This is a genomic window from Paenibacillus sp. J31R122 (genome assembly GCF_056269185.1).
On sequence record NZ_JBWDNM010000009.1, the window covers coordinates 229,368 to 243,554 of the forward strand.

12 protein-coding genes and 2 pseudogenes are annotated in these 14,187 nt (G+C 41.9%); 2 read left to right on the forward strand and 12 right to left on the reverse strand.

Features of this window, described 5'->3' with window-relative positions; translation table 11 throughout:
• Nucleotides 1–179: 179 nt before the first annotated feature.
• The 6 genes and pseudogenes from AC0YN7_RS16715 to AC0YN7_RS16740 form a co-directional block, all read right to left on the reverse strand.
• A complete protein-coding gene (locus AC0YN7_RS16715; RefSeq protein WP_475811152.1) occupies nucleotides 180–965 on the reverse strand; it encodes a hypothetical protein in 786 nt (261 codons plus the stop codon).
• The gene (locus AC0YN7_RS16720; protein WP_475811153.1) at nucleotides 962–2,401 is read right to left on the reverse strand and encodes a sensor histidine kinase; all 1,440 of its coding nucleotides are present in this window, start codon (nucleotides 2,399–2,401) and stop codon (nucleotides 962–964) included. Before AC0YN7_RS16720 ends, AC0YN7_RS16715 begins: the two co-directional genes overlap by 4 nt.
• A gap of 3 nt (nucleotides 2,402–2,404) precedes the next feature.
• Nucleotides 2,405–3,061 carry a response regulator transcription factor gene (locus AC0YN7_RS16725; RefSeq protein WP_475811154.1) on the reverse strand — a complete coding sequence of 219 codons (657 nt, stop codon included), beginning with the start codon at nucleotides 3,059–3,061 and terminating at the stop codon, nucleotides 2,405–2,407.
• Between the two features lie 283 nt (nucleotides 3,062–3,344).
• Entirely contained in the window at nucleotides 3,345–3,650 is a 306-nt protein-coding gene (locus AC0YN7_RS16730; protein WP_475811220.1) for a polysaccharide deacetylase family protein, read from the reverse strand.
• A 30-nt stretch (nucleotides 3,651–3,680) separates the two neighbouring features.
• Nucleotides 3,681–3,911: pseudogene (locus AC0YN7_RS16735) on the reverse strand (polysaccharide deacetylase family protein); the annotation flags it as partial.
• A gap of 38 nt (nucleotides 3,912–3,949) precedes the next feature.
• Nucleotides 3,950–4,939 (reverse strand): CgeB family protein, encoded by a 990-nt coding sequence (locus AC0YN7_RS16740; protein WP_475811155.1) that lies wholly within the window; start codon nucleotides 4,937–4,939, stop codon nucleotides 3,950–3,952.
• Between the two features lie 105 nt (nucleotides 4,940–5,044).
• On the opposite strand from AC0YN7_RS16740, the gene AC0YN7_RS16745 reads away from it, so the two are divergent.
• Nucleotides 5,045–5,665 carry a polysaccharide deacetylase family protein gene (locus AC0YN7_RS16745; RefSeq protein WP_475811217.1) on the forward strand — a complete coding sequence of 207 codons (621 nt, stop codon included), beginning with the start codon at nucleotides 5,045–5,047 and terminating at the stop codon, nucleotides 5,663–5,665.
• Between the two features lie 4 nt (nucleotides 5,666–5,669).
• Here the strand turns inward: AC0YN7_RS16745 and AC0YN7_RS16750 are convergent, their stop codons facing one another.
• From AC0YN7_RS16750 to AC0YN7_RS16775, 6 genes and pseudogenes are all read right to left on the reverse strand, one after another.
• Nucleotides 5,670–6,305, reverse strand: a complete 636-nt coding sequence (locus AC0YN7_RS16750) for a polysaccharide deacetylase family protein (RefSeq protein ID WP_475811156.1) — start codon at nucleotides 6,303–6,305, stop codon at nucleotides 5,670–5,672.
• A gap of 25 nt (nucleotides 6,306–6,330) precedes the next feature.
• The gene (locus AC0YN7_RS16755; RefSeq protein WP_475811157.1) at nucleotides 6,331–7,311 is read right to left on the reverse strand and encodes a CgeB family protein; all 981 of its coding nucleotides are present in this window, start codon (nucleotides 7,309–7,311) and stop codon (nucleotides 6,331–6,333) included.
• A 189-nt stretch (nucleotides 7,312–7,500) separates the two neighbouring features.
• On the reverse strand, nucleotides 7,501–8,277 hold the full coding sequence (locus AC0YN7_RS16760; RefSeq protein ID WP_475811158.1) for a glycoside hydrolase family 75 protein: 777 nt from the start codon (nucleotides 8,275–8,277) through the stop codon (nucleotides 7,501–7,503).
• A gap of 397 nt (nucleotides 8,278–8,674) precedes the next feature.
• Nucleotides 8,675–11,650, reverse strand: a complete 2,976-nt coding sequence (locus AC0YN7_RS16765; RefSeq protein WP_475811159.1) for an S-layer homology domain-containing protein — start codon at nucleotides 11,648–11,650, stop codon at nucleotides 8,675–8,677.
• A 531-nt stretch (nucleotides 11,651–12,181) separates the two neighbouring features.
• A complete protein-coding gene (locus tag AC0YN7_RS16770) occupies nucleotides 12,182–12,559 on the reverse strand; it encodes a steroid Delta-isomerase (protein ID WP_475811160.1) in 378 nt (125 codons plus the stop codon).
• Nucleotides 12,560–12,635: 76 nt separating this feature from the next.
• Nucleotides 12,636–13,295 (reverse strand): annotated as a pseudogene (locus AC0YN7_RS16775) (SDR family NAD(P)-dependent oxidoreductase); the annotation flags it as partial.
• Nucleotides 13,296–13,427: 132 nt separating this feature from the next.
• On the opposite strand from AC0YN7_RS16775, the gene AC0YN7_RS16780 reads away from it, so the two are divergent.
• A complete protein-coding gene (locus tag AC0YN7_RS16780; protein WP_475811161.1) occupies nucleotides 13,428–13,823 on the forward strand; it encodes a VOC family protein in 396 nt (131 codons plus the stop codon).
• The last annotated feature ends 364 nt before the right edge of the window (nucleotides 13,824–14,187 follow it).

Here is a 14,187-nt window from a genome sequence, read left to right on the forward strand (position 1 = left end):
TCTCTTCGGTCTCTCATTAGTGTAGTGTCAACATATATGGTAAGTACGATGAACTTGTATTGAACTTGTAAAGTTTTTAAACTATTTCCGTTAGTCAATATGTTGCTTGTACACGTACAACACAAAAAAAGCCAGCTGCGGCTGCAACTGACTTCAAACTTCGATTGGGATACCATCATTCACGATAAGAAACTAAGCATAGCCATTAAATCCCTATTAAATCCAACAACCGTATTCGTATTCATATCTACAAAAACACTATATATAAGCGACTCGTTATGATTATCCTTAAAAAATAATTCAACAACATCTCCTTCCCATCGCATCGATTCTTCGCCTAATGCTGAATTAACCGAGGTTAACCCAGCCTTTTCCTTAATAAATCGGGTTGCACTGTCAATCACTTTATCCAGCCTAATAGATCCTCTATTTTTTTTCTGTATTATGGGGTTGATTTGTTGCTTTTCTTGCACGACCTCTACTCGGGGGTTGGTTTTCTCCTTTACCTGCAATACATTACCATCTCTAGCATTCAGTACAAGATCATATTGAATGGTTGAATCGGTAATACCACCTAAATCCACATAAAACAGACCACTCGGCACTTCCTTTAGCTTCGCCTCAGTGTCTAAATGAATGGATTTATTTCCTTCTGGTCGCGGAGCAGCATCCTCTAAGTTTGCAAATAAATGGCGTAAATCCTCTTGATCTACGACCCTTATATCTATCTGAACATCGTCTTCTTTAAGTTTTTTGTCAAAATATTTATTCACTGCATTAATACTTAATGTATTCACCGTTTCTAGTGAAAGAAGGTCTCCATAACTCGCTTCATCCTTTGTTTGTTCTTCACTTATCTTTTTAACCATCACTTTATTTTTTTCGATCGTGTCAAAATATCCGCTGCACCCTGACAGCAGTACGATAATCGTTGCAAGAAAGATAGCTCGATTAAGCCTTTTCATGAGCTCGTCCCACCTTTCTGGGCAAATGGGTCAAATATAACTTTAATGGTTGTGCCTAGCTTCTCTTCACTTTTCACTTCCATAACGGCATGATGAATGGCCGCTACACTTTGACAAATCGAAAGTCCTAGTCCTGCCCCATTATTGCTTTTTGTTCTCGCTTTGTCTGCCATATAAAATGGTTCAAAAATTTTGCTCTGATGTTCTTTTGCAATGCCAATACCCTCATCGACTACTTCAAGAACATATCGATTATTGTTCCAGTACGTACGAATCGTAATAGGCTGCCGCTCACTAGAAGCTTTAAGTGCATTATCCACTAGATTAAAAATCAAAGTTATCATCAAGTCTTTCTCTAACAACAACTTCCCTGCTTCACAGTCCGTTACAATAGAGACTCCTTTTTCCTTCGTTTTCATTCGAAGTGAAGGCGTAAGCTCTGCTATGATTGCACTCAGATCATATTCAATCAGTTGAAAATGATCGCCTTGCAGCAAAATCATATCCATCAATTTCAAGGAAAGAGACTCTAATCGTTTACCTTCAGAATAAATAACATCCAAAGCGTCAACAAACAACTCTTCGTTATATTTAGTCGTCCGCAAAAAATTAGCGTAACCGATAATAGATGTTAATGGTGTTTTCAATTCATGAGTGAAATTGTTAATAAACCGCTGTTTCCCTTCATTAATCCGTTCAAGTTCATTAATTTTATCCTCTACAACCGAAGCCATCTCGTTAAAATTATTAGCTAGAACACCGATTTCATCCTTTGACTTTATTCTGACACGTTCTGAAAAATTGCCTCTCGTAATACGCTGAGCTGTTTCATTCAAACGATCTATTGGCCTTGTAAGACCTTTGCTTACAAAATACATAATAATTAGGTAGATTATCAGTACAACCGCATCTACATTCACAAAAAAACGATATTGATCGATACGATCCTTGTACAATGCAGATATGTCTTTTATATAAGAAAACACATATTTTTTATGATTAATGTCTACAATGTTCGTTGTAAATACGAGTGTGCGCTCGCCAATGTCCCGCACAATATAATTAATTTCATTCTCCTCTAGCCCTTCCAATTCCTCACGATGCACAGGAAATTCAAAATCAATATTCGTAAATATGGTCTGTTTACTGTCGCTCTGAATATCCAAATAAACGAGCTGATCTTTATTTTTGCTAACAAATTCATTCGCGATATTGGTTAACACCGTTTTTTCATAATCGATAGAATCATAAATACGCAAAATAGGAACAATCGCATCAACGCTAGAGTGGATGCTCATATTCTGACTGAGAGCAGTGTTCATTTCTTGGCGTACTACTTTATTGTGACTTCTTTCAATAACCATAATAGATGCTGCATTAAAAATAACAAAAAAGACGAGGACCGAGATCAAATAAATTTTCTGCCAAAACTTCATACGTTAATCCTCAAGTCTGTAGCCAATTTTATAGATGGTTTTAATATGCTCTTGCATATCCAGTTTTTTTCGTAACGATTTAATATGCATGTCAACCGTTCTAGTTTCACCATAATAATCGCCACCCCATACCTTATCGATAAATTGCTCTCTAGACAACGCTATGTTCTTGTTTTTGAGCAGCATCACTAACAAATCATATTCCTTCAGAGTCAGTTCAATAGGTTTACCATGTATCGTTGCTTCTCGTTTATCCAAATCAACTTGCAAGTTTTGAAACTGTATCATATGCTCTTCCTTGCCATATCTTCTAAGAACAGATTCAATTCGAGCTAGCAATTCAATCGCTTCGAAGGGCTTGACCATATAGTCGTCAGCCCCTAACTTAAGTCCGTTCACTTTATCATAGACTGAGTTTTTGGCAGTTAGGAAAATGACGGGAATACCGTGAGGTTGAATTTTTTCCATTAGTGCAAAACCGTCAAGCTTAGGAATCATTACATCGAGAAGAATAAGATCAAACTTCTCCCGCTTAATTACCTCCAACGCTGCTAAACCGTCGTAAACCTCTATTGTTTCGTAATTCACCAGTTTAAGATTCATTCCTATAATTTTGGAGATATGAATATCGTCTTCTACGATCAATATTTTTTTCGGCATCCCTATTATCTCCTAGTTGTTAATATCTCTTCTATTATTGTACTGTATCAGCCGCCTTCACATTATACAACAGCGATGATTAATCTAATTTGATTGCTCTAGAATATAGGTACTATGAAAAGAAAAATCCACAACCTTTTTTGAACTGAACCCTTAAGTGGTTCTCCTCCTTACACCTCATACAATGAAAAAGCACCCGAGAGGGTGCTTTTTCATTGTATGAGGTGTAAGGTGGTTGGCAAATCCACAAATTTATTGCGGCCCATTCGGTATCCTCTTTATTTTAACGAAAACGAACGGTGAAAGAATTTTTAGACAGCACTCGGAATATAAAGCCTTGCCGTCTTAGCCCTTTGATTACAGCCGGCAAGCACATGGGAGTATTTGGATTGAAATCATGGAAAAGTACGATGATTCTGCGTTTGTTTTTGGTGCCGATCAGAACGTTGCGGATCATAGCTATCGTAGAGGGACGGGGGATTTTGGAGTCACCGGAATCGACATTCCAATCAAAGTACCGGTATCCTCTTCCTGTCATTACTTGGGTAACCTTGCGCATCGAGCTTTTATTCCCATACTTCTGGCTCACCGCGTTTTGGGAACCCCCTGGAAATCGAAATATCTTCGGTTTTACATGTACGGATCGCTGTAACAGAGTTTCCAACTTGCGGAAATCCTTTAGGAACGATGGTATGGAGCTGTAAATGACCGGGTAATTATGAGAAAACGTGTGATTGCCGATGGTATGGCCTTCCCGTAGCATTCTTTTATACATGCGTATTCCTTTAATGGTATGGTTGCCGAGGACAAAAAAGGTTGCCTTTACCCGATAATCCCGCAGATGATCCAAGATCGCTTTCGTATAACGCGCAGGACCATCATCAAAAGTCAGATAAGCTGTCTTAATAATCCCGCCCTCCTAAGAATCGATAACATGCTCTTTGCACGATTTGTGTAATTATGCTTATTCACTGTACGACTTCCCTGTCTGCGGATTCGTTCCCTATCCGTAGAATGATTTAAATAATGATTAACAAGTCGCATGGTATCGCCAGGCGAGGTGGACACTACAAAATCCCGTCCGGGTTTACCAACCCGTCTTACCCCAGGTGTGTCGATGGTAAGAAAGAACCCCCCAGAACCTAAAATTTCATAAGTTCGTTGGGTCACCATATTCCTATAATTTTGCAGCCCCAACATGATTTTGGCTGAACTATATACTTGATTTGCATTCTGGTAGGGCAGCTTCCCGTGTAACCAGCCCCGCGGAATTCTTCGCCCCAAAATAGGCTTCATCTTATCCCAATCCGTCCCATAGAAATCCACCCGAATCCCTGCAAGAAGAAGCGGACGTATCAATAGTTTTAATGCTTTTAGCCGAAAATGCTTCGGATATCTCCTTAAGACCTTAGGATAGGCGTTCGCTACCACAGCAATCCTGTGTCTATGCTTTTTTAACTGTTTAACCTTACGATGAATGTTCGGATGAAAACCAAAATCGAGATGAGCCGCACGGATGCCGAGCTTCCGATAATAAGCTGCGGTTTCGGCAGAAATGGTGAATACAAAATCCGGTTTCATGCATCGGATCAGCGGAAGTGTAAATTCTTTGGTGAAATTGGGATCCTCCGTTGACCAATAGATCAATGGAATATTCGAAATCCTGGCATATTGGCGTATCCACTGCTGCTTCTCTTTAGTTTGTTCGGGACCCCAACCTACCGTTACCAGCAGTTGCGGCTTGAATGTGGAAATCCATGCAGCTATTTTTTTCTTGGTCAAAGGACCCGAAATCTTTACGTTATGCCCCAAATCACGCAGTCCATCAGGCAGCCCCTTCGACCAAATTGGGCTGCTTTCCAAAAAGAGAATTTTCATATTAGCTCCTCTTCGCGGGCAGCCGCACGGTCAGGCTTTCCCGTCAGGAATAAAATGTGTATGAATAACCGTTAGGAGGCGATCGATCTGGCCGACAGTGATGCTATTTACAGATTACCGACAACTAAGCGATGTGTAGCGCTCACATTCGATATCGGATGGGGGGGACATGTACCCGGCCCCGTACTTCGGGTGTTACAACAAAAAAACGTAAAAAGATCAACCTTCTTTCTGTCAGCACCTTGGGCGGCCAAATATCCCGGATTAGCACGCAGAATCCAAACCTTAGGCTATGAAATCGGCTCGCATGGTTACCTGCACGAAAACTATACCGAGAAAAGCGGAAAATGGATTCAAGCCCAAGTGAAAAAAGCGGAAAGTATCCTACGAAACGTGACAGGAGTTCGGACCCATTTGATTCGAACGCCTAACGGCGATCACAATGCCAGGGTTGTAAAAAAACTGAGAACACTAGGATATCTGACGATCAACTGGAGCGTAGATTCACTGGACTGGACCAGTCCGGGGATTGATGCCATCGCTAAGCGTGTGCTCTCCCAGACGAAGGCTGGGGACATCATTCTTATGCATGCAAGTGATTCCGCAACTCAAACGGCGAAGGCCCTGCCGCTGATTATTGACGGACTAAGAGCTAAAGGGTTTCAGTTTGTTACGGTTTCGGCACTAATAACCGGGCGATCAGGTTCATCCCGCGTCCCACGTTAAATGATTATTTCCGCTTAGCTTTAGGGCGGCTATTGGATAACAGTTCACTTACAGTTACCAAGGTGTAGCCCTTCTTTTTTATACCGTCAAGAATGCTGGGTAAAGCTTTCAGCGTCTGAGTCCAAGGATCACATCCGTGGAGCAATACAATTGCCCCTGGGTGTATATGAGGAATCACTCGCCGAACGATTTTTTTCACACTCGTATATTTCCAGTCTAATGAATCCGTATCCCAATGGACAATCGTTTGCTTCATACTCAGCAGTTTCTTGATAACTCGCGAATCCAGATCACCGCTTGGCGTGCGAATCATATTGGTCCTGATTCCGGTTGCGCCCAAAATAGCCCGCTTCGCAGCTTTCACCTCCCGCTCAATCCAAACATTCGAATGAGCCGTATAATCCTCATGACGATGGCCGTGCGAAGCAATTTCATAACCCATCTTTTGAATTCGCTTGGCAATGCCCGGATTTCGCCGCACCCATTTTCCAGTGAGAAAAAAAGTCGCTTTTTTTACACCCTTTTTTTTCAATAATGAAAGTAATTGGACAGGGACATGATTCCCGTGAGCAATGTCAAAGGTTAATGTCAGGATTCGCCTGCGAGTCTGCACATTATAGATAACGCGATCTATCTTCATAGGTGATCCTTCTCTTTCTTTCGTGTCATTTCAGAATGTTTCGTTTCTTTAACTCATGTATCATCTGAATGGCACGATGCTTATAGTTATGCTTGGCCACAGCCAGCTTGCCGGCTTTACGAATTTGCTTCCTTTTGCCCGGGTGTTTAAGATAATATCGGACAAGCCGTACCGTTTCCTTCGGAGACCGTGAGACAACAAGATGCTTTCCAGGCTTAAAAAGCCGGCGTATTTCCGGAGTATCGCTTGTAAGCAAGAACCCTCCCGATCCGAGGATTTCATAAGTTCTTTGCGTTAATTGTTTTAATTGATTTTGAGGACCAATGATAATTTTTGCGGAGTTGTAAGCCTTATAGGCATCCTGGTAGGGTAGATAACCGTGAATCCATTTGTCGGGAATCCGGACACCTAGCACAGGCTTTATTTCATTCCATTGTCTTCCCCAAAAATCGACCCTGATTTTCCTTTTTACCAGCGGCTTGATCAGGTTATGCAAGGATTTGATGCGGTAATGATGGGGATATTTCTTGAGAATTTGGGAATAACCATTGGCCACGACAGCGACATTGCTGCGAAACTCTGCATTTCCCTTCCCGTTAATATGAACTTTCCGATGGTGGCCGAAATCTGAATGTGCGGCGGGTATGCCCATTTTCTCGTACTTCTTGACCATGTCACGGCAAATGGTAAATACAAAATCCGGTTTAACAGAGTTCACATAAGGGAGAGTAAAAGATTGATGGTGCGTAGGATCTTCTGTTGCCCAATAAACGTGCGGAATGCCGGATCGGCCAACATATTGTCGAATTAATTTCCTTTTAATGGGAGTATGCTCTCTAGTCCAGCCGAGGGAAATAATTAAATGCGGCCGAAAATCGGCTATCAAGCGTGGGAGCTTTTTTCTCGTGAGAGGGCCCGATATTTTCACCTGATGCCCCGCGTCCCGGAAACCATTAGGAAGGCCATAAATCCACATGGGATGGCTTTCTAAAAAAAGTACCCTCAAGTAGTTACCTCCTGCTATTGTTTTTCTTGATAATTACGCCTATTCATGAAGCTGGCGATCACAAACACAAAATATCTTATGCGTACAGAATACGCAGGAAAGTTGTCCGTTCTCTGCAGGCGACGCCCAAATCCAACAGTAACAAAATAGACCGGAACCCTTAGAGGGACCGGCTTTACGTCAACTATTTTAAAGCAACAATTTCTTGACCTTATTTAAAAGAGGGATGCCTCCCCATTGCCTGAACAGTCTTCGCGCTTTTCGCGTAATTTCCATTCGGGAAGGTATGGAGCCATCCCCCCTTCCTGATTTTTGGAAAACTAAATAGATGACATCTGCATGACTCCCCGTTCCGCCAGTTCTCGGATTTGGATTAATACCCAGCATTCTGGCTAATGCAATGGATCCCTCGCCAATACCAACATCAGTATCCGCGTAAATAGCATATGCCAATCTTCTATTTTTAATATTATATACTACGGCCAAGTCTCCTAAAACCGCACCAAAACTATTCTTTTTAGGTAAAACGATATAAGGGATCTTCTCCGAATTCACATAAGCTGCTGGATTGGTAAAGCGCTTGTTGAAATCACTCAGAGCTGTTTGGGACACGAAAAAGCCTGGGGCCGGATCGGTACTTTTTTGTATAACCGGCCTTCCCCAAGGCTTTTCGTTGTGTGTGACAATCCCCGTCCAATGTCCTGGTCTGCCAGCGTGTTTCAAATCGTCAAGCCCGGTATTTTGAGGATTGTAAGCTCGGGGAGAACCATCCGCATCAATGGCCATGATGCTGCGATAAAAAAATGCAGGAGGTTTATGACCGGGAATCGTATAAATGAAAACCTTTTTATTAACTCGTTTATCAAAAATCACACCGATTTTCCGTACCTTAGATGAAAAAAAACAGATTACAGCGTCAAGACTTAACTCTCTTCTAATATTGATCACTCCTTCCGTTAAGGACATTCATTACCCATTATATTTTTATTTAGAAAGGAGGTTCTTGCAAATTAAGGTCAATGGGCGGACAGCCGGACTTTTGCTTATTAAGCCTAAAGCGGAGACAGTTTTGGAGGTGAAGGAAGTATTGAAATATCTATTCAAACGGTACGAAGCTACTCTCCGATGACTACCCTAGCGGTATATTTCAATGCCGACCTCCGCTACGCTCCAGTCCGCACGAGACTGAACCCTTAAGTGGTTCTCCTCCCTATCTCCATACAAATGAAAAAAGCACCCTCTCGGGTGCTTCTTCATTTTGTATCAGCTATACAAAACCACAATTCGCCGGAATGTAATGCTGAGAAAGTTTGGAAAGGTCGCGAAGTCTAACCCGCTCTGATTTCACTAGACAATTAGACAATTAAATTAAGTTTGCATAATCAAGCATTCTACGAATAATGATTACAATTTCAGCTCGAGTAATAGGATCTTGTGATGCTAGTGTATGAGTAGTTTTCCCTTGCAGTAAGCCCGCTTCTAGTGCCACAGCCACTGCATTTTCAGCCCCACTAGATACTTTATCTGCATCGCCATACTGCCCTAAAATTTGTTTTACTTTATCATCAGATAAAGCAACTTCAACCCCATTCATTTGCAATACTCTCGTTATGACCACGATCGCTTCTTCTCTTGTCATACTTTGATTAGGTCGGAACGAGCCATTTTCATACCCTTGAATGAGTGATCTATTCAATGCTGACTGTATCGAAGCTACTGCCCAGTTTTCAGAGTGAAGATCATCGAACTGGCCTTGATATGGAGCGCTAACCAGCCCTAATGCTCTACCCAATATTGCGGTAAATTCCGCTCTAGTAACTTCCGCATTTGGTGCAAAAGTCGTTTCCGTCTTACCGTTCACAATCAATCGGCTTGCAAATTGCTCAATAGCTGCTTTTGCCCAATGCCCATGAATATCTACAAAACTCTGCTGATGTGAAATCAGTGCAATCGTTCCATCCACAAACGTATTGACCTCAGCATAACGTTTTCCATCTTTCACAACGATTTTCGTCGGTACGCAAACAAATGAACCATCCTCTGCTATCACAATTGCAATTGCAGTTGCATTATTCAGTTCAATCGAAGAATCTAGTAGTAAAATACGTTTGTTGTAATGCTTGCTTTCAACATGAGATATAACTTTGTCATCCTTCTCGTAATAAACAATCATCATTAGTGGTTGGCCAACTATAGACATATTCTGAAGGGATGGATAGGGTGTACTCGACTGTTCACGAATAACGAATGTTGTATTTACTCCTTGATCAAATGCAGTTACACCTAATTGAGCTTTTATTTTTGCTAAATCTACATTAGCTGCATCCCATATCATCGTTCCATCTTCTGTCGCGATTTGAAATACGATCCCTTTATCGATCAGAAGATCTATCGTATCCCCATCAACATCAATCAAAATACCGTCAATTGCAAAGTTGACTGTGACACTTAGCGTTTCGCCTCTAGTCATTTTCCCAACATATGGAATAATTTCAGTTGGATCGAATGTAAGTTTCAATAATTGTTTACCATTTTCTTTTACAATCGTCCCATTCCAGAGACGCAGACTGGGCTCTCCATCTACCGTAATGTTCAATTTGTTCTGTTGCTGATTATTTTCTGTAGGCGTAGTTGGAACAGGCGTAGAGTTACGTACGGTAATGGTAAATGCCGTATCATTTCCCGCACTGAATTTGAAGATGAAGCTATGTGTTCCTGTGCCTAGTGTCGCTAAGTATTCCTTCTTCAGTGTGACCTCATTACCTGCTGCATTTACTTCATAGGCACTTGAAGCTACTGATATATCAAAAACTTCGATGCCTTGGAACGTGTTACCTAGCAGATCTAGTTGTACAGCAATATCAGCATAACCCGGTGCTGATGCATACTTATCGAAGCTAGCTGTGCTTGGTGTGATTGTGCTATTCGTTGTAGCCCGCGTCACCGTGACGATATACGTTTTCGTATTTCCGTCACCTGATGAAACTATCACCGTTACGGTATTGTTCCCGACGTTCAGTGCTATGGCTGTAGGATGCCCGCTTGCGATAGACGATCCGTTCACCGTAACCGTTGCCCCGAAATCCGCAGTCGTTGGGGTTACATCTATGCTCGTCACTTCATTACCGACGCTTGCCGTGTAGCTTGTTGTCGCCGAACTAAATGCTGGTGATAATGTACCGCTACTCAGCGTAAGACCACTCAAATCGGAACTATACCCAAATTTCATAAGACGGTCAGCCATAAATGGAATCAGCCAAACATTTTCTCCGTCATACACGCCACCAAGAAACGCACTATTTTGTTTCGCAAACCCACCTGGCCAATTGTTGTATCCTGTCATTTCACCTGTTGTCGAATCAACCTTGATCAGACGATCGGCATTGTTCGGAATGAGCCAAATACTAGTACCATCATACACGCCGCCAGTGAAGCTACCGCTTCCTTTGATAAAGTCACTAGGCCATTCATTATATCCAGTCATATCTCCAGTTGTCGTATCAAATTTAACTAGATGAGTAGCATTATGAGGTATCATCCATATATTTGTTCCATCAAAGACGCCTCCCGAAAATGCATTTGCACTTTTGTTAAACCCACTTGGCCAATTGTTGTACCCCGTCATTTCTCCTGTTTCAGGATCAACCTTGATTAGTCGGTCGGTATTATTCGGAATGAGCCAAATACTAGTACCATCAAAAATAGAACCATAAAATGGATAGCTGCCAAGGATTGTCCCGCTTGGCCAACTATTGTAACTGGTCATTGCTCCAGTCGTTGCATCAACCTTAATTAATCGACTGCCAGAATAGGGGGCAAGCCATATGTTGGTGCCGTCAAAAACACCTCCGATAAATTGATCGCTTCCTCTCGATCCACCTGGCCAACTACTATAACCCGTCATTTTACCAGTAGTCACGTTAACTTTGATAATCTGATTTGCACTATATGGAATAAGCCATATGTTAGTTCCATCATAAACGCCTCCAGCAAATGCGTTACTCCCCTTAGTGAAGCCTGCTGGCCAATTACTATATCCCGTCATTTCACCTGTAGATGGATTAACCTTGACTAATTCATTAGCATTATAAGGGATCATCCATATACTCGTGCCATCATAGACGCCGCCGACAAAGGCAGAGGACCCTTTTGTAAACCCACTAGGCCAGGCCTGGTATCCGGTAAAAGCGGTCCCTACCACTTCATTCCCAGGAAAGGAGCCACTATATCCAATCCCGTCCTGATTGTGAATGTTTGTAGCAGCTGCAACGGTCGATATGCCTCCAATGCCTACGCTGAACTTTCCCGGAAAACTGCCTATTGTTAAAAGAATAATCAAAACCATAACTGCTAATTTTCTATTTAACCTTATCACCGTTCTTCTGTCCTTTCGTATAGAGAATCATTGTTATGGGAAACCGTAAACATTTCGTGACTAATCGGCCATTACATCTAGCCGCCATACAGATAAATATATTACAAAAAAAGAGGATCATATAGTGATCCTTGTCATGAATTTTGTCATATGACAAAATTGAATATTATGTAAATTAAGGAACAGAGATAACAGAAAAAGCATGTTGACCTTATATTAAAGCTGCATGTGGAGGAAAAGCAAAAAAGCAAAAATCCACAACCTCATGCGGTTGTGGATTTACATGGTGGAGGCGAACCGTGGCTTGGAAAATCCACCATTCGGCTTAGTCACGATAACATAATAGTACGTCGTGCCCACAGTTGCCCTCGGTGCAGCATACGTTTCTCAAAAACAGGGGGACAAGGCCATGAATGCACGCCTGTCCCCTTTTGGAGTTTTTCTGGAGTTTTAGGATAATAAATGTGCAATAATGTCAGCACGTTATCATTGGAATTACAAGATATTGCAGTCTTCCTTACCCCAATATGCTCGCATGCTGGTAATTTTGCCGGATTCATCAAACGTCATGACATCGATGACATTGATATTGACCGTATTACCGTCCATGGCACTTTCTACCACGAATGCCATCGCTGCCGAGTTGCTATGGGATCCGCGGATTGGGGCAGCCAATTTGAGTGTGCTTCCCATAGGTATAACCTGCCGATAGAATGCGCCAATGGCCTCCTTGCCTTGTAACGGTGGGGTTCCGACTGGGTCCTCGACCGTCGCATTGTCGGCATAGAGTGCAATGACTGCATCTGCATCTTGGGCATTAAATGCGTCGAGGTATTTTTGCATTACGGCTTTCATTTCGGATTGTGTTGACATGTTATTCGTTCCCTTCTCAATTTTAGTTTGGGTAAAACTGTCTGTTCCCTTTGATTGGATTTTCAGCACCAATTACCTATTGTGCTGAGTAACCTCCATCAATCGGGAGTTCAATGCCTGTTACAAATTTAGATTCATCTGAAGCAAGATACAGGACACCTTCAGCGATGTCTTCCGGTTTCCCGAGGTATGGAAGAGGCGTAGCTGCCTTAAACCAGTTCAGCAGCTGCTCATTCGAAAAGAATGCCTCTGTCATCAGTGTTTCAATATAGCCCGGATGAACGGAGTTTACTCGGATATTTTGTTTAGCATAATCAACAGATGCCGCCTTTGTGAAAAGTCGAATTGCTCCTTTTGAGGCTGTATAGGCACCGGCCCCACTGCCGCCAGTTAATCCAGCAATGGATGAAATGTTAACAATGGAACCACCCCCATTTTCCAGCATTACTGGAATCACATGTTTCATGCCAAGAAAAGTCCCTGTTAAGTTGATGTCGATCACTTTGTTCCATTGTTCAAGTGGAGTATCAACAAGCGGTATATTACTGGTAACACCTGCATTGTTCACGAGAACGTCCACTTTACCAAAAGCTTTAACCGTATCTTTTACTACTTGAATCCAGTTATCTTCGGATGCCACGTTATGGTAAAAGCCAATTGCATCCCCGCCATTTTCCTTGATGATAGCTACTACTTGATTTACTTTGTCTTCCTGCACATCTGTTACACTGATTCTCTATGTGAATCCTTGGTAACAGGCCATGTTACGAAAATGAATATTTTTTAAAATAATTACAATAATGAAGAAGGAGAATCAAAAAGAATGCATAATAAAAGATTTGAGGAAACCAATACTTAGGAGGTAATCATGGGCAGATTAGTTCATTTCGAAATTCATGTAGATGATATGGAACGTGCTAAGAATTTTTATGGAGAGGTATTTGGATGGACATTTGAGGATTGGAGCGACTATGCTGGAATGCCTTATTTGGGAGCTGTGACAGGCGATGCAAATGAACCCGGAATCAACGGGGCTTTGATGCAACGTCAAGGTGCTTCCCCACAACCTGGGCAGGCTATGAATGGTTATGCATGTACTATGGGAGTAGAATCCTACGATTCTACTGAAACAAAAATTCTTAATCTCGGAGGCAAGCTCGCATTACCAAAGTATGCACTGCCTGGAATGGCATGGCAAGGGTATTACATTGACACAGAAGGAAATATTTTTGGTATTCATCAGCCAGATGAGCATGCAAAATAGGTTTTTCTCTTCTTTACACATAGAAAACCCCGCCCTTTAACTCAGAACCACCGGCTGTCCTGTATACGATCTTTTTACAAATATGCCAGCAATATGGATATGACGGTAACGACATACATCTCAGATGTTCAGAAAGTTCCAATTAAACAAGGCTCTACGGATTGGGTTAAAAGATTATCCCGACTTTTGGTGTGGCCAAGGTATTGAAAACGCCTGTGTTTTCAATACATTACGGCGACATCAATTACAAAAGTCGGGATAACGATTTTGTCGGGATAAGCTCTGTTATTCCGAATTCGGAATAACACCACCATACATGCGAGTCCGCATACGACGGTTCAAAAAGTTCAAAGCTCTAAGTAAC